We start from the raw sequence: 24895 nt of genomic DNA, 5'->3' as shown, positions 1-24895 counted from the left end.
GCTCGGTATCGGAGCAGCGACGAAGGGAGCACAACATAATTTTCATTATTTTAAAATTAAGGGATTGACACTGACGAAAACATGGTTTATATTATGGTCATAGCAAATATAAATTAGTTATTCAATTTAATTAAGTAAGTAACTATGAGGAGGAAATAACAATGGCAAAGACGAACTGGAACGTAGACGTATCCCACAGCGCAATCGAATTCTCGGTGAAGCACATGATGATCGCGAAGGTGAAGGGCTCCTTCCACGACTTCCAAGCCCAGATCGAAGCGGATCCGAACGACTTGACGACGGCAAGCATCTCGGTCCAAATCGAGCTGGCATCGGTCGACACCCGCAACAAGGATCGGGACGCTCACCTTCGTTCCGCCGACTTCTTCAATGTCGAGAGCCATCCGAAGCTTGAGTTCAAGGCAACGAAGATCGTCAAGAACGGGGACGGCGAGTATGTCGTGACCGGCGACGTAACGCTGCATGGCGTCACTCGGCCCGAGACGTTCAACGTGACGTACGAAGGAGCCGGCAAGGATCCTTGGGGCAATCAGAAGGTCGGCTTCAGCGCGACGGGAAGCCTGAAGCGCAGCGACTACGGCTTGACGTACAACGCGGCGCTCGAGACGGGCGGCGTCCTGATCGGCGACGAAGTGAAGATCAGCATCGAGATCGAAGCGGCTACGGCTTAAGGCGGCGCATACCGCAACTAATGAAACGGCACTCCCTGTCCGGAAGGACGGAGAGTGCCGTTTTTTTTTTGCAGCGTATGAATTAATAATGGCGACCCATGATGAAGCGGCTGCCCCAATAGCCTGTCCAGATGCTGTTGATGGATACGCCGCCGCTCTTCGTGTTGCTGATGAACTGGCCGTTCCCGATATAAATGCCCACGTGGTTAATGACGCCGGGAGTGCCGACGCTGAACATAACCAGGTCGCCGATGGCCAAGTTGGACTTGCTGCCGACTCTCGTTCCGAACTTGGCTTGGGCTTTGGAGCCCCACGGAAGGTTGATGCCGTTCTTCTTGAAGACGAGCTTCGTGAAGGCGGAGCAATCCATAATGAGACGGGACGTGTCGTTCACCCCGAAACGGTATGTAACCCTGCCGATATAAGATTTTGCCGTGTTCACGAATTTGTGGCCGTTGGTCGCGTAGATCTCGGCCGCGGAAGCGGAAGGAGCCGGAACGGCGACGGTGGAGACGGCGGTCAGGAGCGACAGGGCGATAGCAGATGCTGCAAGCAGTTTTTTCAGAGCAATCACACATCCTTAAAGTTATTCGGACTCGAATGCCCGGTTACGAAGCTTAATTTACAATAAAATTTCGCGTTATTCGTTAGTGGATAATTGGAAACGAAGTCAACAAATGCCCAATTCTTGTGCGGATTAGGATTCTCTTAGAAAATAGGGACTTTCCGCCCATTGCTAGCGCCGGGAGCGCTTTTCTGGGACTTCATGCCGTGGAAAATGGCTCGAGGATTGGCACGAAACGGCTGCCGGAGGGAGGATCTTCTTTAAACTTTTTTAATAATCGAGGAAGCGCAAGGAATGCCGTTCTCGGGGGCTTTCTTCTGTTTTGGCGAACGACCGCATATGGATGGAGAAAGAGGGAGACAAGGAGGGGGAGAACATGCCAAGACGATGGGGAAGGCCGCTCGCGCGTTGGAAGTGGCCGCAGCCCGTCCGCAGCCGAGGCTTCCGGGCAGCGCCGCGCAGATGGAACCCGGGGGGCTACGCTTCCGTTTCCCGCAGCAAAGGATGGCGCAGCCGGAGGAGGAAAAGCTCCGGCTCGTATGCGGCCGCTTCCCAATCGACCGGTTGGGTAACCCGCCCCAGGAAACGCATGAAGAGAAGGACGTTCTGGCTGCTTATGCTGCTTGTCTTCGTTTTGGCCACGATACAGTCTTTCGCTTTGCTGGATAAGCATTTGCGCGGTCCGCTCATGTTCTTGGCCAAGGTTAAAATCATGCAGAGCGCGACGGAAGCGGTCAACCAGGCGATGCTCGACAATCTGGCGCAGGACGCGGACAGCAGCAAAATGATCCAATGGAAGACGAACGAAGCCGGCAAGATCACCGGTTTTCTTATCGATTACAAGGAGCAGATGAGAATCACCTCGGAGACGATCCGGATCGTCGAGGCGGCCTTGAAGAAGCATGAAGAGCTCGATGAGCGCATTCCGATCGGCCATGCCCTGAACAGTCCGCTGCTCTCTTCCCTAGGGCCGAGCGTCTCGGTCAAGTTTCATCCGGTCAGCGCCGTACAGGCGGAGGTTCGCACTAGGCAGACGAGCGCGGGAATCAACATGCTGCAGGTGGAGATCTACGTCCACGTGAAAACCCAGATCGCGGTGGTCATCCCGTTCGATCAGGAGCCGAGCACGCTGGAGACGGATATCCCCTTGTCTTATATGATGGTAGTCGGCGACGTTCCGATGTATTACTACGACGGGAAAGGGAACCCGGTCGGAAGCGGCGCGGCTCAAGCTCCCGCGCTTACGCTTCCCGGCGCCGCGAACCAAACGACGGCCGAACCGGAAAGCTAAGTCTATAATGAAGGGGCGTTCGCCTTGGCGGCGGGAATAGGAGTGGAGGCATGGGTTCGGATTCGTTCGGCGGAAGGAGCCGAGATGGCGATCAAGAGTCCAAAGGATGCGAATACGGTGGCGAAGGCGAGTATGGTCTCCATGGCGCGTCCTCCGGACTGCTACATTGACGTCGGAACGAAGAACGGGGCGTATGGATACGCGATCGAGGATATTTTATGAAGCGTGGATTTCTCCGCAGAAGGATAGTCTTGAACTCGTAAATGGGGCGACGAGTCAATACGTCCATTTAACGGCCGAAGAGAGCAAACCCGTTCTTAAGCTCCTCAAGTCCCTTTAAGGGGCTTGGGGGCGAGCGGCTGCTGCGGCGTTTTTTTCATGCGTACGAATAAAAATTTCGATTTGGTTCGTATTCGTTCGAAAATGTGTGTTATAATAAAAACGAACGTAAACAAACGAACGATTCGAGGAGGACTTATTCATGGAAATTCGTCATTCCACGCACCCATCCGATGCCAAGCATTACGATACGGCCCAGCTCCGCAAGCACTTCCTGATCGAGAAGCTGTTCGAAGCCGATCAAGTTCATATGGTATATACCCACGAAGACAGAATGGTCATCGGCGGAGCCCAGCCCGTTAAGGAAGCGCTCTCCATCGAAGCTCCCGATACCTTGAAGACCGATTACTTCCTGGAACGCCGCGAGATCGGGTTCGTCAACATCGCGGGCGATGCCGTGATCACGGTCGACGGCGAGAAGTACGAGCTGAGCAAGCTGGATACTCTTTATGTGGGCAAGGGGAACAAGGAGATCAAGCTGGAGAGCAAGGATGCGAGCAACCCGGCCAAGCTCTACTTCTGTTCGGCTCTCGCGCATGCCGTTTACCCGACCCGCAAGCTCGCCATCGCGGAAGCCGATACTCGTTACCTGGGCTCTCAGCTGACGTCCAACGAACGCGAGCTGAACCGCGTTCTGCATGCGGACGGCATTAACACCTGCCAATTGATGATGGGCATCACGGTGCTGAAGCCGGGCAGCGTATGGAACACGATGCCTTCCCACGTTCACGACCGCCGCATGGAAGCGTACCTGTACTTCGACATCAACGACGACGCCCGCGTTTTCCACATGATGGGGGAACCGAACGAGACCCGTCACCTGGTCGTGGCGAACGAGCAAGCGATCATCTCTCCGCCGTGGTCCATCCACTCCGGCGTGGGAACGAGCAACTATACCTTCATCTGGTCGATGGCCGGAGAGAACTATACGTTCGACGACATGGATACCGTGCCGGCGAGCGAGATGAAGTAAGACGAACGAGGGACGGGAAGGAGCGCAACGCATGCTGGCAGCCGCACGACACCAGGCGATCTTGGACCTGCTTTTGGCCGACGGGAACGTCCAGGTCTCCCAGCTGAGCGAGCGATTCGGCGTCACTCCGAAGACGATTCGGGAGGATCTGGAGAAGCTGGAGGAGAAGGGGCTGCTGAGGCGCACGCACGGAGGCGCCGTCTCCTCCCAGGACGAAACGGAGTCCATGCTTCCGCTGCAGATCCCGGATACGAAGCGGCTCACGGAGAAGGAAGCCATCGCGGAGAGGGCGCTTCGCTATATTCGCCAAGACGACATCATCGCGCTGGATGCGGGCAGCACGACCCTGGAGATTGCCAAGAGATTGCCGAACGAACCGCTAACCGTGCTGACGAACGACCTTCTCATTATGAGAGAACTGATCGGGAAGGATCGGATTCGGCTCGTCGTACCGGGCGGGTACCGCCAGCGCAACGTGCTTATCGGCAATGAAGCGATCGATTGGATCGGCAAGCTGAACGTGCAGAAGCTGTTCCTGTCGACGACGGGCATTCACGAGAAATTCGGTCTGACCGTGTTTACGGGAGAGCTGATCGAGCTCAAGAAAGCCTACATGGCGAATGCCAAGGAGATCTACTGCGTGGCCGACCATGCCAAGTTCGACCGCGCGGCCCTGCTTACGTTCGCCTCGCTGGACGATATTCAAACGATCATTACCGACGCCGGATTGGACATGGATACCGCGCGTCGATACGAGAGGGGTTCGCTGACCATTGAAAGGGCTATTTGATCTGACAGGACGCGTGGCAGTCGTGACGGGAGCGGGGCGCGGATTGGGACAAGCGATCTCGATCGGCCTCGCGGAAGCGGGCGCCGACGTGGTGCTCGTGACGAACCGCACCCCGGCCGAAGAGACGAAGAAGGCCGTCGAAGCTCACGGCCGCCGCGCCGCGATCGTGACCGCCGACGTGGGCGATCGCGAGCAGCTTCCGGGCATTATCGACCATACGATCGCCGAATTCGGCCGCATCGACATTCTGGTCAACAACGCCGGCATCATCCGCCGGACTCCGGCGGCAGAGCACTCCTATGCCGACTGGCAAGACGTGCTGGACGTCAACTTGAACTCCGTGTTCGTGCTGAGCCAGCTGGCGGGCCGCAAGATGATCGAGCAAGGCTCGGGCAAAATCATCAACATCGCTTCGATGCTCTCGTTCCAGGGCGGCGTCAACGTTCCCGGCTATACGGCGAGCAAGCATGCGGTAGCCGGCCTGACGAAGTCGTTCGCCAACGAATGGGCGCCGAAGGGCGTTCAAGTGAACGCCATCGCGCCGGGCTATATGGCGACCGACAACACCGAAGCGCTTCGCAACGACGAGAACCGCAGCCGCCAGATCCTGGAGAGAATTCCGGCCGGGCGCTGGGGACAGGACACGGACCTCGTCGGTCCGGCTATCTTCCTCGCGTCGAGCGCGTCGGATTACATGTCCGGCCACGTGCTGTGCGTGGACGGCGGCTGGATGACGCGTTAATCGGAATCGCGTTAAATGAAACGGCATTCTTCCTTGGCCATTCGGCCAACCGAGGAATGCCGTTTTTATGCCGCGGGAACGCTCGTCTGGTTCTTCTCCGCGCGGATATGGTAACATGAAGGAAAAATCGGCGGGGAGAAGAGATCAGCATGAGTCGAATCGTTGTCGTAGGCAGCATCAATATGGATATCGTCAATCAGGTGGAGAAATTCCCTTTGCCGGGAGAGACGATTCACGGCAAAGGCGTGGATTATTTGCCGGGGGGCAAAGGAGCGAATCAGGCGGTCGCGGCCGCTCTGGCGGGCGGACAAGTCGAGATGCTGGGAGCTGTCGGAGAGGATTCCTTCGCTCCGGCGCTGCTCGAGTCGCTCGGCCGGTACGGAGTCGGAACGAAGCATGTTCTCCGCAAGCCGGGAACGTCGGGGCTTGCCTTCATTACGGTGGCGGACAGCGGGGAGAATCAAATCATTCTGGCGGAAGGCAGCAACGGCCAAGTGCGCCCGGAGGATGCGGACGAATCCCTGCTCGCCGGAGCGCATGCGGTCATCCTGCAGAACGAGATTCCATGGGAGACGAATCTTCGCGTCATGCAGGCCTGCCGCCGGCTCGGCGGCGTTCGGCTGGTCTATAATCCGGCCCCGGTCCATCCGATTCCGGAGGAAGCTTACGGGCTTATCGACCTGCTCGTCGTCAACGAGACGGAGGCTGAAGGCCTGAGCGGCTTGCCGGTGACTAACGCGGAGGAAGCCTCCGCCGCGGCGGAAGAGCTCGTCCGCCGGGGAGCGGGCAGCGTTCTCGTGACGCTCGGCAGCAAGGGAGCGGTCTACTCGGACGCGGAAGGCGAGAGCCTGTTCGCGCCCGCTCGCAAGGTGCGCGCCGTCGATACGACGGCGGCGGGAGATACCTTCATCGGGGCGCTCGTCGCCGCCGGCTCGAACGGCATGCCGATCGCGGAGGCGATGAGCTTCGCGGCCGCGGCGGCCGCGATCGCCGTCACCCGGCCGGGAGCGCAGGCGTCTATTCCCAGCCGGGAAGAGATCGAAAGGTCGCTCGCGAAGAACGACTGATTTCGAGGACCTGCCTCAAGCGGGGCGTAGACGGGATCGGGGTTATTCCTTGTGCGCTCGCAGGGAGCGATGCTCGGCGCGTTCCCAGCGGCGAAGCATCGGATAAGGATCGAAAGCCCATTCGACCAAGCCGCGATCCCGGTAGACCCCGTAATGCAGATGAGGCGGGAATTTGCCCGACGTGCCGGGCTTGCCGTAACCGGAGTTGCCGACCCAGCCGATCGTTTGTCCGGGCTTCACGATGGAACCGACCTTCAGATTTTTCTCGAAGCCGCTAAGGTGCGCGTAGTAATGGTACAGGTTGTCGAGATCCCGAATGCCCACTCGCCACCCGCCGAACGGGTTCCAGCCCTTGACCTCGACGATTCCGTAGGTGGTGCTTCGTACCGGAACGCCGTGCCGGGCGAAGATATCGGTGCCTTCGTGGATTCTCGCTCCGCCCCAGCCGCGGCTGTTGCCCCACGTGCTTCGGTAAGCATAAACGGAACCGAGCGGAAGCGGGAAAACGTGCTGCGAGAGATCGAGCTTGTTAAAGGCGGAATAAATTTTCTCGAATTGCAGGATCCGCTGTACGGCCCGGGTATTCTGGTAATAATCCCATAGCCCGATCGCGAAGTCGTCGCCCGCGCTTCCTCCGATGCGAACGAGATGCGTCACGGTATACAGCAGGTCGATATCGTTCTCGCGGTCGGCCAGCCCATCCCCCGATCCGTCAAGGCCGATGCCGCCGAACACCCGGATGGAAGACGGGTTTTGGTCCGATTGGTCGGGGTTCAGGTAGCCTGCCCAGCGTTCCGGCGAGATGTAAATCCCCACGGTCGTTCGCTCGCTTAGAGGGCGAGTCTTCGGATGAGTGCGGGAGAGCATCGTTTCGTATCGGTCGATCGCGGCGACGGATTGCCAGGTAAGCCCCGTCAGAAACGCGATATGGTCATAAAGCTCTTGCAGCCTGCGATAATCCGTCGTTTCCGCGGGCGCGGCTCGCATCGGAGTCCCGGGCAGCAGAGCCGTCGCCAAGAGCCATCCGGCTGCGGCAAGAGTCAAGATTCGTTTGCATCGAACGCCTCTCCAATGTGGCCAGAACATCATGTAAGCGAGCCTCCCCATCTTGTGCTATGAGGTTTAGAGTTAGCAGAACATTGGTTTTTATGTGAAACCTGCTATAATAAGGTGACAGAAAACAGGGGGTATTGCGATGACATCGAACTCCAAGCCTAAGAAACCGGATTGGCTGCGAATCAAGCTGACGACTGGGGAGAACTACCAGGAGATCAAGGACATGATGAGGAGCAAAACTCTTCATACCGTCTGCGAAGAAGCTCGCTGTCCGAATATATATGAATGCTGGGCGAACCGCACGGCTACTTTTATGATTCTGGGCGATATTTGCACGCGGGCCTGCCGGTTCTGCGCGGTGAAGACCGGCCTGCCGACCGAACTCGACCTGGGCGAGCCGGAACGCGTGGCGGACGCCGCGGTTCAGATGAACCTGCGCCACTGCGTGGTGACTTCAGTCGCCCGCGACGACTTGAAGGACGGAGGCGCCTCTATCTTCGCGGAGACGATCAAGGCGATTCGCCGCAAGCTGCCGTTCTGCAGCGTGGAAGTGCTCATTCCCGACTTCCTCGGCAACTGGGACGCCCTGAAGGTCGTCATGGACGCCAAGCCGGACATCCTTAATCACAACGTCGAGACGGTCGAGAGGCTGTCCAACCGGGTACGCGCCAAGGCGAAGTACCATCGCACCTTGGAGCTGCTGCGCAGAGCCAAGGAGATGCAGCCGAACATTCCGACCAAGTCCTCCATCATGCTCGGACTCGGCGAGACGATCGAGGAGGTCCATCGCACGATGGATGATCTCCGAGCCGTCGACTGCAACATTCTGACGCTCGGACAATACCTTCAGCCTTCGTCTTCGCATATCAAGATCGAGCGTTACGTCCATCCGGACGAATTCGCCCAATTGAAGCTCGACGGATTGGCCAAGGGCTTCTCCCACGTGGAATCGGCCCCGCTCGTCAGAAGCTCGTACCATGCGCACGAGCAAGTCCAATCGGCCGCGGCTAACGTCGTTCATTCTTGATCTTCGATCGAGTATCGTCATAACGGAGTTTATCCGGCATCATTTTAATCGTACCTTAGCGGGCATTCGAGAGGAGAACCATTCGTGATCTACATGGCAGGCGGAATCGCGTACGCGCTCGTGCACGACTACAAGAACGGGTGGAACCCCGAAGCGTTCCGCGAACGGTTCAGCGAGGTGCTGGAGCGGTACGACTACGTCGTCGGAGACTGGGGCTACAATCAGCTTCGGCTGAAGGGCTTCTTCCGGGAGCCGCAGCCCAAGGGCTCCAGGGATGCGGTCATCACGAGCTTGATCGATTATATTAACGAATATTGCAATTTCGGCTGCGCGTACTTCGTGCTGGAGAAGCTCGATCCGAGCTCCATCCCCGAAGACGCTGTCATCTTCGCGAGCCCGACGCCGGCCGAACCGGCTGCGGGGGAGGCGGAACCGACGGAAGCGGGCGAAGCGCCCGCCGCCGCGTCGGCGGCGAATCCGTCCGGGCCGCTGCTGCGCTGGCCGCTGAAGGAACGGCCGGGCGGACGCGTGCCGGGGACAAGCCCGTCGGCCGTTGCCCGGGCCGTATCCGAAGGCGCGGAACGCCGCGCGGCCGCCGCTCAGGCGAACGCGGCCGCCCGGTCGGATTCGTCCTTCGGGCGAGGCTACTCCGACGGCTACGGCGGCAATCGCTCGAAGTCCGGGGGAGCGGACTCCCAAGGGCGAGAGCGCCGCTCCGGCGGCAATCAGGGGCATCACAACGGCCCTCGCCCAGGGGGCGGAGGCTCCGATCGGCGTCATAGCGGACAAGACCGCAAGCAAGGCGGCGGAGGAGGCGGCGGAGGCGGAGGCCATCGCCATTCGAACGCTCACCACTCTTCGCCTTCCAAGGACAACCCCGATCGCCATAACGGCTCGGGAGCGGAAGGGGAGAACTCCTCCCGTTCGTCCGGCGGCGGAGGCCGCTGGGCCGGCAAGAACCGGCGCCGCGGAGGCTTCCACGGCAAGCCGAACCGTCCGCGCCAGGAAGGCGCGCCTCGCGGCGGCGGAGGCCATCGCTCGGATAACGGCGCCGGACATACGGGCGGCGAACGAACGTAACGCAGCATAACGATAAAAGCTGTTCCTAAGCAAGCGCTCGCTTGCTCCGGGAACAGCTTTTTATTCGATACGGGCTTTGTGATGTAACGGAAATAATGGCCCTTATTTTGGCACGGATGCCCAACTTTGAATCTAACGGTTCTTAGCGACGTTATTTGTTGAATTTCAACTCCTAACAAGGGGAAATTCCAGAATAAGGTCTCACACTTCCGTTAGGTTATAAATTGGCCTTTTTTCCGGCAATTAAGGTCTCTCGCTTCCGTTAAATTAAGGAGGGAACGATCCGGGAGGAGCGTCGCAGGCCCGGGCCCTTTCAGCCATTCGTCCCCTCGCAATCTCCTTGTCTCCCTTTCGTTACCTCGGCCGTTTCTTGGCGGGGCCCTTGTCGTTCTCGTCGAAGCCGATGAACGCGTCGCGAACCCGGTTCCAGAACGGGAAGGGACGATACCTGGCGAAATGGACTTTCTCCTCGGCGACCGAGCAGACGATCGAACGAACCTCCCGGAATTGCAGGACGAGGTGGTCGATGCCGACGGCGAGCGGCTCGTCGGGATCGGTCACGATGTCGCAATGATGATGCTTCGGCAGAATAAAGGAGGAGCCCAGCGTCCGGTAGACCCGGTTGTTGATCGAGGCGATCTCGGCGATCTGCATCGCTTCCAGGTGGGGGTGGAGGATGGCCCCGTTGACGCTCTTGTTGTAGCCGGTACTCCCCGACGGGGTGGATACGACGATGCCGTCGCCGCGGAACATCTCGAACGGCTCGTCATTGATATTAAGCTGGGCGACAAGCGTTCCCTCGACGCTCTTGAGCGTGAATTCGTTAAGGGCGAGATAAGAGGAGGTTCCTCCATCCGTGGAGATCTCCACCTTAAGCAACGGATAGCTGACGGTCGTCGGAGTCGTGGCGGACATGAGCTCGACAAGCTCGTTCAGCTCGTTCTTTTTCCAATCCGCATAGAAGCCGAGATGGCCGGTATGGACGCCGACGAAGCTGATCTTGCCGACTTGGTCCCGATACCGATGGAACGCTTGAAGAAGCGTCCCGTCTCCGCCGATGGACAGGACGATCCGGGGGGACTTGTCGTCGCGAATCAGGCCGCGCGCGTCGGCCATTTCGTGGAATTGATCCGCCAGCTCCCGGCTCAGCCGGTCTCCGCGGTCAAGCAATGCGTATTTCAAAGGCTCCAAGAGAGTGCTCCTTCCCGAGTCCGTGAAACTTTCTTTGATCAGGGTGCTAGTACGATCATAAACAATAAATACGGGGAAAACAATCCTGATCAAGTCCCGTTTCGGCTTCGGGGTTCATGGCTTAACCGCCGTATAGATACGGCCAAAGCAGATAAACGAGCAGAACGGCCAAAACCCCATGGATGAGGCGCGCTCTTAGAAAAGGAACATATCTCCAGCTCGTCCGGCTCATGAGTCCCGCCACTTGCGCGTGTACCGACAATCCGGCCCAGGAGAGAACGAAGGCGGCCGCCGCCACCTGGTCGATCAGAGGAGGCGAGGAAGCCGCGGCGCTGGACAGGGAGCCGGCATCGGCGGCGGCGTTCGCGCCGAGCGTGACCTCGAACGTCCCTCTGACGATGGAATCCGCCAGATGAGGGGATAGCCCGAGAAGCGGCATCAGCCAAGCGAGCAGGTCTCGAAGGCCGGTGAGGAGGCCGCTGTGCAGAAGGAGCTCCAACGTCGCTGAGAAGAAGACGACCAGCCCGCCCACGACGATCATCAGCTGGATGGAAGACCGAAGGGATTGCTGCAGCATGATCGAGAACGGACGGCCGTCTGCCGCTCTGGCCTGCCGCATGGCGGCGAACGCCCTGGCCATGATTCCGCCTGTCGGCTTGCCTTTCCGGTTCTTTCGGCTTTTCCCGTCGGTCGGAAGCTCCTCGGACCCATCGACGTCCTTGCGAGAGCCCGTCCAACGAAGCATAAATCCCAGCAGCATCGCTCCTCCATAATGCGCGGCTGCCAGAACCGGAACGATGTCGGAACGGCCGAAGAAGCCGATGCAGACGGCGCCGATAAGGAAGATCGGGTCGGAGGAGGTGGTCATCGCGACGAGACGCTCTCCTTCGCTGCGATTGACGAGTTTCTCCTCCATAAGGCGGGAAGTCAGCTTCGCGCCGACCGGATAGCCGGATGCGAAGCCCATGGCCACGACGAAGCCGCCGACGCCGGGGATGCGGAAGAGAGGCCGCATCAAGGGGTCGAGCAGCGTGCCGGTCAGGTGGACGATTCCGAGCCCGAGCAGCAGTTCGGATAGGACGAAGAAAGGAAACAAGGCAGGGAACAGAACGTCCCACCAGACGGCGAGCCCTTTAAGGGAAGCGGCCAGCGCGACTTGGGGCATGTGTAGCGTCAGAGAACCGAGCAGAAGAACGACTGAGGCGATCAAGAAGGCGGCCAGCAGGCCGTTCAGGCGGCCGGAGCCTTTGGCGATGACGGTGCGCTGCAAACCCGTTCCCTCCCTCATAGGCTTGACCCGCGAGGGGCTCTTGTCCACTATATGCAAACGGATAATCGCATATTTCCATTAAATATCATGTAACCGTTTGCAAATTTCGAGTCGCGCCGTCTTTCATTCTGTGATACAATAAACACAGTATCGGCGAGCCAGACGGACTTCCTAGATTCCCCGAGCGGAGTGATGCAGTATGACAGGAATAGCGGCCGGCTTTCTCGTTTGCGCATTCGTATTTGTCATCCGAGAGTCGTTGACTCCAACGAATAGAAAAGATTTCTGAGACTTTGGTCCTATGTTCCCGCGCCATCGAATCGAGACTTTCCTCATCGTCCTTTAGGGCGATTTTTTTATTGGCTAATGGAGATATGTTCCTTGTCGATTATGTTATAATGGGATGAAAATAAGGATGAAAGTCCTGCGCGATATGGATATTTAGGAGGGTTGCCACCTATGAGCTATACGACTATCTACGAAGCAGCCGGCGGAGCTCCGGCGATCCGCGAAATCGTCGAACGATTCTACCCGAAGGTTCAGGCGCATCCTTTGCTGGCGCCTCTATTCCCGGCCGATATTCGTCCGGTTCAGGAGAAGCAATACGAATTCCTGACCCAGTTCTTCGGCGGTCCAAGCCTTTATTCGGACAAGCATGGCCATCCGATGATGAGAGGGCGGCATTTGCCTTTCCCGATTACGACGGAGCGCGCCGAAGCTTGGCTCGATTGCATGAGAAGAGCGCTCGCGGAGACCGACTTGACGCCGGAACTGCAGGAGATCATTCTGGATCGGCTATCGGGTCCCGCCCATCATTTCGTTAACTCCTAGATCGCGTTCATATACCCCTGTCCGCCGGAGGACAGATTCGGAGGGAAACATCATGGACCCCTTATATGCATCCAAGATTACTTGCTCTTGCTGCGAAGCGACGTTCCAGACCTCGCGGGTTCGGCCCAGCTTCAAGAAAGCGCTCAGGACGGATACGGATTTCTGCTGCTACTTCGGGGAAGTCAACCCGGATTACTACGTCGTGAGAATCTGCCCTTATTGCGGCTTCGCTTCGACGGAGAATTTCAAGCCGAAGCTTCTGGAGCGGGAGAAGCGGGCGTATCTGGACAAAATCGGCACCCACTGGGTTCGCCGCGACTACGGCGGACAGAGAACGGCGGAGGTCGCGCTGGAGACCTACAAGCTTGCTTTGCTTACCGCGCAGACGGTCAAGGAGAGCGACCGGATTATCGCGGGCCTACTTCACCATATTGCCTGGCTTTATCGGTATGACGGCAACAAGGCGATGGAGGACAAGTTCCTCGGCTTCGCTCTGGAAGCCTACGTGGACGTGTACAAGAGCGAGACGATTTCCTACAACAACGCCCGTCTGCTCTATCTGATCGGGGAGCTGTACCGCAGGCTTGGGAATTATAACGAGGCGGTTCGTTGGTTCTCGAGGGTTATTCACGATAAGCGCATTACCGACAGCTCCATGATTCGCGCTTCCCGCGAGCAGTGGATGGTTATTCGCGAGGATATGACCCGCAGCGGACAGGAGCTGCCGGAAGAGATGAAGCTAAGCGGAGCGTAAGCACCGCGATAAGCCGATTGACGCCGAAAGGGCGGCTAGGGAGCATGGCTCCCTGCCGCCCTTTTCGATATTCTCGTTTACCGCTAAGCCGGCTGAATCCGGGGGAGATGGTCTATCGCCGTTTCAAGGCGCGGTCCGCCATCAAGTAGTCCGAATCGGCGTCGACCAGCTGAATTCTCGTCCGGCAGCAAGGGAATACGATCGCCATCTTGCGCCGTCCCCCTCGCAATTCCGAGACGTCTTCCGGCTTAAGGGGGAGCGGCACGTGATCTTGTCCGCAGAAAGGGCAATGGGTGGCGAATACTTCGTTCATCTGGATATCATAAGGCAGGCTGTTCTGCAACGGGATCAAGCTCAATACCTCCGATCTGCTGATTGCTATAACGATACAACAGTTGTTCCCGCCTTCGCAATGTTGTAGCATTAGGTGCGAAAGGAACTTTTTCCCGAAATCACAATAGAAGGGTTGGATACATACATGAATACGCCGTCGTTGACCTGGGATTTGGAGGTTCTGTTCCCGGGCGGATCGGAATCCAAGGCGTTCGCTGCCTTCATGGAAGAGAGCGACAAGCTGGTGCAGGAGCTGCTTCAAGAGCTTAAACGATCGGTCGGCGCCGCGGACGAAGAGCAGCTTGCGGGCTGGACCGGCAGGCTTCAGGAAGCGAATCTGCGCATTCGCCAAGCCGATTCCTTCACCGCGTGCCTGACGTCGCAGAACACGGACGACAAGCGGGCAGCCGCGTGGACGGAGAAGGTACAGACGTTATCCTCCCGTTATTCGCAGGCTTCGAATCTGTTCGACGTGAAGCTGTCCGAGCTGCCGGACGACCGTTGGGAGAAGTGGGTAACGGCGGAAGAAAGGAAGGAGATCTCCTTCCTGCTGAACGAGCGGAGAGAAGCGGTTCGCGAGAAGCTGCCTCCGGAGCTGGAGGGCCTCGCAAGCGAGCTGGCCATCAACGGCTATCACGGCTGGGGAGATCATTATTCCCTCATCGTCAGCCGGATCGGCATTCCTTGGGAGGAGAACGGCGAGGCCAAGAAGCTGTCGGTCGGGCAAGCCTCCAACAAGCTGAGCCATCCGAGCCAAGAGGTGCGCGACAGGATGGCGGCCCGCTGGGAGGAAGCGTGGACCGAGCAGGAGGATCTGGCGGCGGACGTGCTGAACCGGCTGTCGGGCTTCCGCCTGAAGCTGTACGGCAAGCGCGGCTGGGACAGCGTATTGCAAGAGCCGCTGCGAATCAACCGGATGAGCAGGGAGACGCTCGAATCGATGTGGGCCGCGGTAGAGGGAAGCATCGAACCGTTGCAAAAGTACCTGTCGGTCAAAGCCGGTCTATTGGGCAAAGAAAAGCTGGGCTGGCACGATGTCGGAGCGCCGGTCGGCAAGCAAGGCGAGTCGATCGCTTACGGCGAGGCGGCCAAGCTAATCTACGAAGCGTTCTCCCAATTCTCCCCGTCGATGGCCGGATTGGCGGAGCGGGCCTTCGCCGAGCGTTGGATCGAAGTGGAGGATCGCGCGGGCAAGCGTCCGGGCGGGTTCTGCACGGACTTCCCGATCAATCGCCAGACGCGGATCTTCATGACGTATTCGGGCACGATGGACAACGTCTCCACCCTTGCCCATGAGTTGGGTCACGCCTATCACAGCTCGCTGGTCGACGGGCTGGCGCCGTTCGCGCAGGATTACGCGATGAACGTGGCCGAGACCGCGTCCACCTTCGCGGAAGCGATCGTCAGCGACGCGCTGCTGCGCAAGGCGGACGGCGCCGCGGAGAAGCTGGCGCTGCTGAACGTCAGGCTGGAGAGCGCCGTCGCGTTCTGCATGAACATTCGCGCGCGCTTCCTGTTCGAAACTCGGTTCTACGAGAAGCGCAAGGAAGGAATGCTTGAAGCGGAGCAGATCAAGCAGCTGATGATCGAGGCGCAGAAGGAAGCGTACGGCGACTCTCTGGAATCGTGGCATCCGACGTTCTGGGCTTCGAAGCTTCACTTCTACATTACGGACGTCCCGTTCTACAACTTCCCGTACAGCTTCGGCTACCTGTTCAGCACGGGCATCCTGGCCGCGGCCGAGAAGGAAGGCCCTTCGTTCAACGAGCGTTACGACGCGCTGCTGAAGGATACGGCCGTCATGACCGTGGAGGATCTGGCCCGCAAGCATCTGGGCGTCGACCTGACCAAGCCGGACTTCTGGGAAGCTGCCGTTGCCAAGGCCGTTTCCGATGTCGAGCTGTTCGCGAAATACGCGGTGGAAATATCGTAAAATACGATTCCTTAATTTCCGATTGTGGAATATCCGCCGGCGCATTATAATAGCGTTAAATAGGTCGTGAAGAACACGCCGCTCCTTCGCAGGAAGAGCCTAATCTACGGATTGGGCCCCTGCGGACGGGCGGCTTTTTGTATCTCGCGCAACGGCGACAAATTTAGACATTTCTCATTGCCAATTCATAGATATTACCATATAATTCATATATAGATTATATAAGTAAAATTTATCATAATACTCAGGAAGAGGGGAATATGGATGTCGCAAGAGATGGTTCCTTTGGCCCGGCAGGTAGATGTCGCTCTTCGCAAGCTCGAGGAGGAATTGCGCGGGTTGTCCGCCGGCACGATCGTCCTGCAGATTCGCAATGACGCGATCGGCAAGTTTGGAATTCGGCACTTGCCGCTCGATTGCGAGGAGCGAAGCGCGCCCGGACAGAAGCAAGCGGGGATGAGCGCGGCTCAGGTAGACTCGCTGAGGCGAATGGCCGTGGAAGCCCTTGCCCATAAGAGAAGCTGGACGCATGGCGAAATCTCCTACGACTTCGTCTTGCGGCAAGGCAAGGTCTACCTGAGCGTACAATTCGAATCCAACTACAATATGGCGAATAAAGCCGTGTAATATCAACGGTTATTGCCCTCTCCATACTCACTTGACCACAATTTGACCACAATCGACCAAAATCAGAAGTTGATCGATGCTCCCAACTGATCTGAAAGCGCCTCTTGCATATTGGGCAGGACGTGCGTATAGGTGTTAAGCGTGGTGCTTGTTTTGGCATGTCCAAGTCGCTCAGAGACAGCTTTGATCGCCTGACCAAGACCAAACGGCGGAGGCGAAAGCAGGTAAGTGGCGTGAGTGTGCCGGAGGTCGTGCGGCGTGATTAGCGGCAAACCGGTATTCGTTATATCTGTTTTCATGATTTGATTTATAACGGAATTGTACATCAGGTCGTGTTTCACACCTTGAATCACTGTGTTCAGTCCATTTGGTTGCTGGGCGACTTTATATTCGCGAAGGTAGTTCACAACATAGTCGGGAATCGTAATGGTTCTTCTGGACGCATCATTCTTAGGTGAATTTTTAATATGGATTCCTTTCTGTTTTGTCCACGCCACTGTTTGTTCAACCCGAATCGTCTTTTTCTTAAAGTTGATATGCTCCCAGGTCAAGGCTGTTATTTCCCCCGGCCGCATACCAGTCATGAGCGCAATCAAATAGAAAGGGTATAGCCTGCTCTTCTTGGTATTTTTCAGGAAATGCTCGAACTGCTGCTTTGTCCACACAGTGAACTTCTCTGGTTTGTATCGCGGTTTGCTCGCCATGGGAACAACATTCCTTGCAACATACCCCCATTCAACGGCTTTGTTCAACGTCTGATTCAGTAACCGCATTATATTTCCAATTGTCCCCGCGTTGAGATCCTCGCCAATCAAATAATTGATAAAACTTTGTACCTGTAAGGGTGTCAACTTTTTCAGTTTTAATTTGCCGAGTTCCGGAACGATATGACGGTCCATAATCGCGAGCTTCTGCTCATAAGTTGCTGCTTCAATTTCATGGATCAAGGTATTTTCCAAATACTTACCCATGAAGCTCTGAATTGTTTCATCCTTCGCTTCCGCAGATAGTAGCCCAGTTTCATATTGCATTTTCAGTTTAGCCGCAGCTGCTTCGGCTTCTGGCTTTGTCGCGAATCCCCCTTCACTGGGTTGAATGCGTTCTCCGGTAGTTGGATCGGTAACGCTGATCCGAAACTCCCATGTTGCTCCGCATGAGCATTTTTTTTTATTTTTGCATTTACATCCACGCTTGCGAAAGGAAGCCATTACCTTCACCTCCCACAATATTAGAATATATGTTCGGTTCGATAGGTGCTTAAACCCACGAACAAGGAACCATGTTTAGAAATAGAATCTAGACATTTCTTCTGGAACATTATTTCTTCTTAACATTTCTACTATGGATTCACCTCGACTAGGCGAGTCGCCGGAGGTCAAAAGTCGAACTGCAAACTTATTCGCTTGCCGTTCGAATTTGCCTACGTTGAAGAGTGAATGATCATCGAGCCAGAAACGATTAAGTCCCGGATGAAGACGATCATGACCAAGTTCATGGGCACATACAAAGCGCTGCCATTCCTCGGATAGATCCTCATGGACGACGATAAAGCGACGTCGTAGCTTGCGGAAATAAAGCCCTTTGATGTTATCCCCCAAGTCGGCGTAACGGATGTTAATGTTTAACCCCTCAGCTATTACGAAGGGGTTATTTGTCTTATATCGTCTGACAAACTTCTGGATGATCTTATCCATGGCGTCACCTATTTGTCGTCGCTTGGATTCTTTTTGCGCTTATTCATTTGTTTAGCTTCCCAGAACAATCCGGTTAGCACGTCCATCACACGCTGCTTATCTTCCTGAGTGAGTGGAACTCCATCAAACATGATTTCAGTATCTTCCTCAAGAAGTTTTTTGAAATCTCGTTCATCCTTTTTCGTGGCCCAAGTCGGAATAGGAGAATTGCTAGTTTGCGACCCTACGAAAACTTCAATTCCAACGCCAAAATAGTCAGCGATTTTTTGGAGTTTGTCTTGCTTTGGGGTGTATTTTCCCTGCTTCCAACTCGTAAGCGTTGCGGTAGTAATGCCGGTCGCTTTAGAAACCCGGTACGGTGTGACTTTATGCTCGCGCAACAATCGTTCAAATGTTTCATAGGCGTCAGACATTAGTAATCATCAGTCCCTAAAAAATAGAATAGAAATCTGAGCTATTACTGTTGACTGACTTAGAAACCTATGCTAGTATACAAACATAGCTTAGATTTCTGAGCTATACAACAGAATAACTTAGGTTGCTTATATAACTTAGTTGGCCCTTTGATTATATAAGAAACCTTAGTTATCTGTCAACATTTGTTATAAGAAATGAGGTGGTGATGGTGTACGAAAAGTTCCAGCAATTGTTGAATGAGTCGCAGAAGACTCCTTATCGGGTTTCTAAAGAAACCGGAATTTCCACTGCGACACTGTCGAACTGGAAGCATGGGAATTATACCCCGAAGCAAAACAAGCTAAAAGTTCTAGCTGACTATTTCGGAGTTTCTGTTGATTATTTTGTCAGCTAGAAAGGAGTGATTGAACTTGATCGCGATTCAAATTGATGAAGCAGAAGTTAAACAACTAGCTCGACAACGGATCGCGGAACTCGTCACTGAGGTAGACGCTGAACTCGTATTTTGGGATGCAACGGAACTAAAGAGGCGTACCTGTATGAGTTGGAATTTTATTCAGGAGCAATTTTTCTTCGATCCTCGTTTTCCTAAAAGCAAGATTGGTTCTAAGTGGTACTTCCCGGCAAGGGAGACAAGGAAGTTCTTGGAGATGTGGCTTGACGAACAGAAATGAAAGGAGCTAAACCATGACTGTAATCACCGGAACACCCATCCGCCAGGATGCGGAAAGTTTCACGGTCCAAGAGGGCGACGCGGTCGCAACATACAACCGCCGCTACTATCGCTTAGACACCAGGCCCGAGGCTGAGCCAATCGTGACTCGCCTGGAGCGCCAGCTTCCGATCGAGCTGATCGGGTCGCGGGAGCAATTCGCGTCACCAGCAGGTAGAGCTACAAGATGCTGACCTTCATCAGCGGGTTGTTCGTCGGAGCAATGATAGGCGTCGCAATCTTAGTTATTCTGACCAGCGCCAAGCAGGCAGACAAGTACATGAGGGGAGGTGAGACAAGCGATGGGAGAAGCGAGACGCCGCAAACTGGCCGGGAACACCGCGCCGAGTAAGCAATGGCAAGCCGACAAGGCGGCCAAGAAGCATGAGAAGAAGCTGGAAAGCGAAAGACGCGCGCAGAACAGAGCCATGAATCCGGCCCTGAGATGAAGGGAGCTGCAGGTATGAATCAGCCGTGGAGACAGGAACCGATGTGGGTTCAGCGAAACGAAGCCGGCATCATCATCGCGGTTCAGGACAAGCCGCCGAAGTGGACCGAGTTGGCCCAAGAATGGAAAAGGCCCAATCACGGGGTAGGAGCCGTGAAGGGCCAGCGCAAAGCAAAATGAACATATTCAGCCCCATCATACCGCATCGCGGCTTTAGGGGCAAGGGGGACTTATTTTGAAGGCTACTGGAATCACTCGTAAAGTGGACGAGCTCGGCCGCATTGTGCTGCCGAAGGAACTTCGCAGGACGATGGGCATTAACGAAAAAGATCCGATCGAGATCTTCGTGCACGGGGAGACGATCGTTCTCCGGAAGTACGCGCCGGGCTGCACATTCTGCGGCAATGAGGCTGACGTTCAAATTCATTTTAATAAGCCGATCTGTAGCAAGTGCGTTCAGGATATCGGTCGGAAGGCGCGAGCATGACGGCAGCCGCGGCTATCAACAATGTGCAGTTCAAGACGGCCGCGATCCTTTTCGGCGGAATTGGCGGGGAGTCCTCCGGACTCCTCGAGTCGATGCAAGAATACGGCGGCAAGGTCTACAAGTTCAAGATTCTCTGCTCGATTGATAGTGACCCAATCGCCTGCCATAACCATGACTTGATCACTGGTGGGCAGACGTCGGTTGTCATGGACCTGTTCCGCCGTTGGCAATACAAGGCATGGCACGGCCATGAGCCGCCGGCGGAATGGCGGGAGATGACGACGTGGGATATCTGGCAGGCGTTCAAAGAGCAAGTGCCGTTCTTCTTGTTTACCTCACCGCCCTGTAAGGGGCTAAGCGGACTACTCCCGCAAGCCACGTCAGAAAGTGACAAGTACCAGGCATTGAACTACTTGACCATCAGTGGCCTCGAATTATCGCTGGAGGCGTGCGTCGAGTTCGGTGGCGCTATACCTGCAATCATCCAGTTGGAGAACGTCCCGCGCATTACGAGCCGGGGGAAGCCGTTGTTGCAAAAGATCAAGAAATTGCTGAAGAAATTCGGTTACGAGGTCAGCATCCGCGCGGACCACAATCTTGGTGAGATCGGCGGGCTCGGCCAGAATCGCGTTCGTTTTCTAATCATGGCTCGCGATCCGAAACAAATCCCGAACTTCATCTATTATCCCGAGAAGAAGCCGCTGCGAACGATCGGCGACGTGCTCGGCCCGCTGCCGGCGCCGGGAGACACAGAGGCAGGCGGCCCGTTGAACAAACTGCCGAAACTCCACTGGAAGACTTGGATGCGACTTGCGCTCATCCCGGCGGGTGGGGACTGGCGAGACCTTAACAAGGTGGACTATCAGAATCTGCGCGTTGTTCACGAGCCGCGAGCGGGCGCTTACGGCGTGGCCGAGTGGAACAAAGCATGTGGGGCGGTCACCAGTACGGCCGGCCCCGGGCGGAGCAACGGAGTATCGGCGGTCGCCGACCCGCGGCTCCGACTCGGTGAGCGCGGCAAGACTAACATCCTGCGGGTTCAGCCAGCGGGTCGGACAGGCATGTGTGTGACGGGCGTTCCCGGGCCTTTTCAGGGCGGCGCATGCATCGCGGACCCGGAGCTTTCGGAGCGGCCCGGCCGACATCCGGCGCAATATCGGATTGTTCACGTAGACGAGACGGCGCCATGCGTCACTGGCTCGCGGATAGGGAGCGGTGGAATCGCCATCGCCGATCCTCGAGTCGGGACTTCACTCATGCCGGATAGCTATGGCATACAGGATTGGGATGCGGCTGCAAAAACGGTTCGTTCCGCCAACCGTATCATGCAATCGGCCGGCAGCGTAGCCGATCCTCGAATTGCCGAACGCCTCGGACGCTATACGGATAAGTTCCGGATGCAGTCCGCGGACGTCCCTGCTGCAACGGTAACGGGTGTTACTGATGTGCAGAGTGGAGCTCAACTCATTGCCGACCCTTCCTATAAGTGCTCACCGCGCGCCGACACCTTAGGGGTGCAGGAGTGGGAAAGCGCTGCGAAGACCGTGATCGGCAGCGCGGATGTGCATGCAGGGGCTGCAGCGGTCGCCGACCCCCGACCAATCCCGGCGGACAACGATCGCGGTGTCTGGATTATTCGAACGTTGGACGGCACATGGCACCGCCCACTGACTACGTTTGAGCTTGCCATGTTGCAGAGCTTCCCGCAGTACCTACCTGACGGGCGGCCGTTCCAACTTGAAGGGTGCTCTGATGCCAAGGCCCGCGAATACATCGGCAATGCTGTACCGCGTGACGCTGCCGAACAAATGGGCAACGTGATTCTACTGGCAGGAGCAATGGCGGAAGCGCAGGAAACTTTCAGGCTGAGCTGGGACGAGGTTTGGGTAGCGCCAGCTGAAATGCAATGGCCGGAAGTGGTTCATTGAACGACGTAAAGTTACTCCTTAAATCTGATGTGGTCCGTCTTCATGACGGCCGACAGGTCGAAGTTATCGACACATGGGGCGTCGCGCGAAATCACGCCAAGGTGAGGGACGCGAGCGGTGAAGCGTCGCTGATCATTGCCGAGAACGACGTCGAATCTATCATCCGGCGCCCCGCCATTAGGAAGCCTAATCATAGTTTCTGAGAGGAGATCCGACGTGATCAAAATCAATAAATTGGAGATCGAGAACGTCAAGCGCGTCAAGGCGGTTAAGGTCGAGCCGGCGCAGTCCGGCCTGACCGTTGTTGGTGGGAAGAACAAGCAAGGGAAATCTAGCATTTTGGACGCCATCGCTTGGGCGCTTGGCGGGAACAAGTATCGTCCATCTCAGCCGGAGCGAACCGGCTCCGCGGTGCCTCCCTACCTCCACCTGGTTCTGTCCAACGGCCTAATCGTCGAGCGGAAGGGCAAGAATTCGGACCTCAAGGTCATCGACCCGAACGGACAGAAGGGTGGCCAGCAGCTTCTCGACAGCTTCGTAGAAGAGCTCGCGATCGACCTGCCAAAATTCATGAACGCCAGCTCCAAGGAGAAGGCGAACATCCTGCTCCGAATCATCGGCGTCGGCCAGCAGCTCGCAGAGCTGGAGCTGAAAGAGAACGACGTCTACAACCGCCGGCATGCCATCGGCCAGATCGCGGACCAAAAAGCCAAGTTCGCCAAGGAACAACCGTACCATCCGGACGCGCCGAAAGAGCCGGTCTCCGCGTCGGAACTTATCCGACAGCAGCAAGAGATCCTCGCCCGAAACGGTGAGAATCAGCGCAAGCGGCAGCGCGTGACGCAGATTCAGGCAGCCCATGCTCAGCAGTACCAAGAAATCGAACGGTTGAGGGCTCTGCTTGATGAAGCTAACTCTAAGTATGAGATTCTCTCGGCCGATCTAGCGACCGCCAAGAAAGACGCTATCGACCTGCATGACGAATCGACCGCGGAGCTCGAGGCCAACATCCGGCAAATCGACGAGATTAACCGGAAAGTCCGCGCGAACCTGGACAAGGACAAGGCCGAGACGGACGCCAACGAATACCGCCAGCAATACGACGTGCTGACTACCGAGATCAATGCCGTCCGTCAGCAAAAGACGGATCTTCTGACCAATGCGAACCTGCCGCTCCCGGGACTGTCTGTCGAGGACGGCGAGCTGACGTACAACGGACAGCGTTGGGACAACATGAGCGGCGCCGAGCAGCTCAAGGTCTCCACGGCCATCGTCCGGAGGCTCAAGCCGAATTGCGGGTTTATCTTGTTGGACAAGCTCGAGCAGATGGACCTCGATACGCTGAAGGAGTTCGGGGAGTGGCTGGAACAAGAAGGGCTGCAGGCGATCGCGACGCGCGTCAGCACCGGCGAGGAGTGTTCGATCATCATCGAGGACGGCTACGTTGCCGGCCAGGAAGGCATTCAGATTCAGCAGCCGCCGGGCGAAATCGACCCAGGCCCAACGTGGGGCGGCTCGACAACATGGAAAGCAGGTGAATTCTGATGCAAGTCATCAGCGGCAAGGTTCAGAAAGCGAAGAAGGTCGTCATCTACGGCCCAGAAGGAGTCGGGAAGTCTTCGCTTGCTGCCCGGTTCCCGCGGCCAATCTTCATCGATACGGAAGGCTCGACGACGGAAATGGACGTTGAGCGGCTCGCGAAGCCGTCCAGTTGGGAATTGATGCGACAACAAGTTGAATGGGTTAAGGCACAGGGAAGCAGCCGGTACAGGTCGCTCGTCATCGACACGATCGACTGGGCGGAAATGCTTTGCATGGATAGCGTCTGCGCGAAGCACGGCAAGAACGGAATCGAGGACTTCGGCTATGGCAACGGCTACGTTTACACGAAAGAGGAGTTCGGTCGCTTCCTAAACTTCTTGAGCGACGTCGTCGAAGCCGGCATTCACGTCATCCTCGTGGCGCATGCACAGATCATCAAATTCGAGCAGCCGGATGAGATGGGGGCTTATGACCGATACCAGCTCAAACTCGGGAAGAAGACCAGCAGCCAGACCGCGCCACTCGTCAAAGAATGGGCTGACATGGTCCTTTTCATCAACTACAAAACGTTCAGCGTGGCGGCCGATCAGAAGGGAACAAAGCATAAGGGACAGGGCGGCCAGCGAACGGTATTCGCGACGCATCATCCGGCATGGGACGCGAAAAACCGTCACGGGCTCCCGGACGAGTTTCCTCTGGACTATTCATATATCGCCCATATCTTCGCTGGAAATACCGCGAGCGCTCCAACTTCCCCGCCGCCTGCAGCGAAAACTGCGCCGCCAGCATCACCACCAGTTCCGCCACCGCCTGTAGAGACCCGTGCGGAGCAAGCTCCACCGACGACGACAACGTCGCCAGAGACGGGGGCTGGATTGAATCCGCACATCCCGCAGGCGTTGCGTGATCTGATGATTCAGCACGGCGTCCAAGAATTCGAGATTCAGGGTGTCGTTGGAAAGAAGGGATACTATCCATCTGATACGCCGATCGCGAATTACGATCCCGGCTTCATTCATGGGGTACTTGTCGGCGGGTGGCAGCAAGTCTTCGGCATGATTCAAGAAGCGAGAAATAGCATTCCATTTTCTACTAACTAAAGGAGG

General features: G+C 56.5%; 29 protein-coding genes. 21 read left to right on the top strand and 8 right to left on the bottom strand.

Features of this window, described 5'->3' with window-relative positions:
- Window positions 1-161: 161 nt before the first annotated feature.
- The gene (locus tag H7B67_RS01575) at window positions 162-692 is read left to right on the top strand and encodes a YceI family protein (protein WP_185118043.1); all 531 of its coding nucleotides are present in this window, start codon (window positions 162-164) and stop codon (window positions 690-692) included.
- An 82-nt stretch (window positions 693-774) separates the two neighbouring features.
- Here H7B67_RS01575 and H7B67_RS01570 read toward each other — a convergent pair whose 3' ends face one another.
- Window positions 775-1266, bottom strand: a complete 492-nt coding sequence (locus H7B67_RS01570; RefSeq protein WP_342592570.1) for a C40 family peptidase — start codon at window positions 1264-1266, stop codon at window positions 775-777.
- Window positions 1267-1633: 367 nt separating this feature from the next.
- On the opposite strand from H7B67_RS01570, the gene yunB reads away from it, so the two are divergent.
- From yunB to rbsK, 6 genes are all read left to right on the top strand, one after another.
- The gene (yunB, locus tag H7B67_RS01565; protein ID WP_185118042.1) at window positions 1634-2548 is read left to right on the top strand and encodes a sporulation protein YunB; all 915 of its coding nucleotides are present in this window, start codon (window positions 1634-1636) and stop codon (window positions 2546-2548) included.
- 24 nt (window positions 2549-2572) lie between these two features.
- A complete protein-coding gene (locus H7B67_RS01560) occupies window positions 2573-2770 on the top strand; it encodes a hypothetical protein (RefSeq protein ID WP_185118041.1) in 198 nt (65 codons plus the stop codon).
- Between the two features lie 259 nt (window positions 2771-3029).
- Window positions 3030-3860: a 5-dehydro-4-deoxy-D-glucuronate isomerase gene (kduI, locus tag H7B67_RS01555; RefSeq protein WP_185118040.1), complete on the top strand. Its 831-nt coding sequence runs from the start codon at window positions 3030-3032 to the stop codon at window positions 3858-3860.
- A gap of 31 nt (window positions 3861-3891) precedes the next feature.
- Entirely contained in the window at window positions 3892-4650 is a 759-nt protein-coding gene (locus tag H7B67_RS01550; RefSeq protein WP_185118039.1) for a DeoR/GlpR family DNA-binding transcription regulator, read from the top strand.
- On the top strand, window positions 4634-5392 hold the full coding sequence (kduD, locus tag H7B67_RS01545) for a 2-dehydro-3-deoxy-D-gluconate 5-dehydrogenase KduD (RefSeq protein ID WP_185118038.1): 759 nt from the start codon (window positions 4634-4636) through the stop codon (window positions 5390-5392). Before H7B67_RS01550 ends, kduD begins: the two co-directional genes overlap by 17 nt.
- Window positions 5393-5541: 149 nt before the next feature.
- Window positions 5542-6459, top strand: coding sequence for a ribokinase (gene rbsK, locus H7B67_RS01540; RefSeq protein WP_185118037.1), 918 nt, complete (start codon window positions 5542-5544; stop codon window positions 6457-6459).
- Between the two features lie 42 nt (window positions 6460-6501).
- On the opposite strand, the gene H7B67_RS01535 is transcribed toward rbsK, so the two are convergent.
- The gene (locus tag H7B67_RS01535; RefSeq protein WP_185118179.1) at window positions 6502-7545 is read right to left on the bottom strand and encodes a M23 family metallopeptidase; all 1044 of its coding nucleotides are present in this window, start codon (window positions 7543-7545) and stop codon (window positions 6502-6504) included.
- Window positions 7546-7654: 109 nt separating this feature from the next.
- On the opposite strand from H7B67_RS01535, the gene lipA reads away from it, so the two are divergent.
- Entirely contained in the window at window positions 7655-8542 is an 888-nt protein-coding gene (lipA, locus tag H7B67_RS01530) for a lipoyl synthase (RefSeq protein ID WP_185118036.1), read from the top strand.
- Between the two features lie 93 nt (window positions 8543-8635).
- Entirely contained in the window at window positions 8636-9622 is a 987-nt protein-coding gene (locus H7B67_RS01525; protein ID WP_221468645.1) for a YutD-like domain-containing protein, read from the top strand.
- A gap of 354 nt (window positions 9623-9976) precedes the next feature.
- Here H7B67_RS01525 and H7B67_RS01520 read toward each other — a convergent pair whose 3' ends face one another.
- Both H7B67_RS01520 and H7B67_RS01515 read right to left on the bottom strand, forming a co-directional pair.
- Window positions 9977-10804, bottom strand: a complete 828-nt coding sequence (locus H7B67_RS01520) for an NAD kinase (RefSeq protein WP_185118177.1) — start codon at window positions 10802-10804, stop codon at window positions 9977-9979.
- A 130-nt stretch (window positions 10805-10934) separates the two neighbouring features.
- The gene (locus tag H7B67_RS01515) at window positions 10935-12083 is read right to left on the bottom strand and encodes a nucleoside recognition domain-containing protein (RefSeq protein WP_185118035.1); all 1149 of its coding nucleotides are present in this window, start codon (window positions 12081-12083) and stop codon (window positions 10935-10937) included.
- Between the two features lie 459 nt (window positions 12084-12542).
- Here H7B67_RS01515 and H7B67_RS01510 point away from each other — a divergent pair, with 459 nt between their 5' ends.
- Together H7B67_RS01510 and H7B67_RS01505 are read left to right on the top strand one after the other, a co-directional pair.
- Window positions 12543-12914: a globin domain-containing protein gene (locus H7B67_RS01510; protein ID WP_185118034.1), complete on the top strand. Its 372-nt coding sequence runs from the start codon at window positions 12543-12545 to the stop codon at window positions 12912-12914.
- Between the two features lie 52 nt (window positions 12915-12966).
- Window positions 12967-13668, top strand: a complete 702-nt coding sequence (locus tag H7B67_RS01505) for a DUF2225 domain-containing protein (RefSeq protein ID WP_185118033.1) — start codon at window positions 12967-12969, stop codon at window positions 13666-13668.
- A 112-nt stretch (window positions 13669-13780) separates the two neighbouring features.
- Here the strand turns inward: H7B67_RS01505 and H7B67_RS01500 are convergent, their stop codons facing one another.
- Entirely contained in the window at window positions 13781-14020 is a 240-nt protein-coding gene (locus H7B67_RS01500) for a hypothetical protein (RefSeq protein ID WP_185118032.1), read from the bottom strand.
- A gap of 126 nt (window positions 14021-14146) precedes the next feature.
- On the opposite strand from H7B67_RS01500, the gene H7B67_RS01495 reads away from it, so the two are divergent.
- Both H7B67_RS01495 and H7B67_RS01490 read left to right on the top strand, forming a co-directional pair.
- Window positions 14147-15934, top strand: coding sequence for a M3 family oligoendopeptidase (locus H7B67_RS01495; RefSeq protein WP_185118031.1), 1788 nt, complete (start codon window positions 14147-14149; stop codon window positions 15932-15934).
- A gap of 264 nt (window positions 15935-16198) precedes the next feature.
- Window positions 16199-16561 carry an O-methyltransferase gene (locus H7B67_RS01490; protein WP_185118030.1) on the top strand — a complete coding sequence of 121 codons (363 nt, stop codon included), beginning with the start codon at window positions 16199-16201 and terminating at the stop codon, window positions 16559-16561.
- Between the two features lie 62 nt (window positions 16562-16623).
- Here H7B67_RS01490 and H7B67_RS01485 read toward each other — a convergent pair whose 3' ends face one another.
- From H7B67_RS01485 to H7B67_RS01475, 3 genes are all read right to left on the bottom strand, one after another.
- The gene (locus tag H7B67_RS01485; RefSeq protein ID WP_185118029.1) at window positions 16624-17769 is read right to left on the bottom strand and encodes a site-specific integrase; all 1146 of its coding nucleotides are present in this window, start codon (window positions 17767-17769) and stop codon (window positions 16624-16626) included.
- 75 nt (window positions 17770-17844) lie between these two features.
- On the bottom strand, window positions 17845-18255 hold the full coding sequence (locus tag H7B67_RS01480; protein ID WP_185118028.1) for an ImmA/IrrE family metallo-endopeptidase: 411 nt from the start codon (window positions 18253-18255) through the stop codon (window positions 17845-17847).
- Between the two features lie 8 nt (window positions 18256-18263).
- Entirely contained in the window at window positions 18264-18668 is a 405-nt protein-coding gene (locus tag H7B67_RS01475; protein ID WP_185118027.1) for a helix-turn-helix domain-containing protein, read from the bottom strand.
- 209 nt (window positions 18669-18877) lie between these two features.
- On the opposite strand from H7B67_RS01475, the gene H7B67_RS01470 reads away from it, so the two are divergent.
- From H7B67_RS01470 to H7B67_RS01430, 8 genes are all read left to right on the top strand, one after another.
- Window positions 18878-19066 carry a helix-turn-helix domain-containing protein gene (locus H7B67_RS01470; protein WP_221468636.1) on the top strand — a complete coding sequence of 63 codons (189 nt, stop codon included), beginning with the start codon at window positions 18878-18880 and terminating at the stop codon, window positions 19064-19066.
- A 16-nt stretch (window positions 19067-19082) separates the two neighbouring features.
- Window positions 19083-19346, top strand: a complete 264-nt coding sequence (locus tag H7B67_RS01465) for a group-specific protein (RefSeq protein ID WP_185118025.1) — start codon at window positions 19083-19085, stop codon at window positions 19344-19346.
- 340 nt (window positions 19347-19686) lie between these two features.
- A complete protein-coding gene (locus H7B67_RS01455) occupies window positions 19687-19833 on the top strand; it encodes a hypothetical protein (RefSeq protein ID WP_185118194.1) in 147 nt (48 codons plus the stop codon).
- Window positions 19834-19847: 14 nt separating this feature from the next.
- Window positions 19848-20012 (top strand): hypothetical protein, encoded by a 165-nt coding sequence (locus tag H7B67_RS01450; protein ID WP_185118024.1) that lies wholly within the window; start codon window positions 19848-19850, stop codon window positions 20010-20012.
- Window positions 20013-20064: 52 nt separating this feature from the next.
- Window positions 20065-20319, top strand: coding sequence for an AbrB/MazE/SpoVT family DNA-binding domain-containing protein (locus tag H7B67_RS01445; RefSeq protein ID WP_342592579.1), 255 nt, complete (start codon window positions 20065-20067; stop codon window positions 20317-20319).
- On the top strand, window positions 20316-22247 hold the full coding sequence (locus tag H7B67_RS01440; protein ID WP_185118022.1) for a DNA cytosine methyltransferase: 1932 nt from the start codon (window positions 20316-20318) through the stop codon (window positions 22245-22247). Before H7B67_RS01445 ends, H7B67_RS01440 begins: the two co-directional genes overlap by 4 nt.
- 216 nt (window positions 22248-22463) lie before the next feature.
- The gene (locus H7B67_RS01435; RefSeq protein ID WP_185118021.1) at window positions 22464-23792 is read left to right on the top strand and encodes an AAA family ATPase; all 1329 of its coding nucleotides are present in this window, start codon (window positions 22464-22466) and stop codon (window positions 23790-23792) included.
- Complete coding sequence (locus H7B67_RS01430; protein WP_185118020.1) at window positions 23792-24889, top strand: ATP-binding protein; 1098 nt, start codon at window positions 23792-23794, stop codon at window positions 24887-24889. The genes H7B67_RS01435 and H7B67_RS01430 overlap by 1 nt, the downstream gene beginning before the upstream one ends.
- Window positions 24890-24895: the final 6 nt, after the last annotated feature.

Source organism: Cohnella thailandensis, assembly GCF_014212135.1.
GTDB lineage: Bacteria > Bacillota > Bacilli > Paenibacillales > Paenibacillaceae > Cohnella > Cohnella thailandensis.
This window is presented reverse-complemented; position numbering and strand designations above follow the sequence as displayed.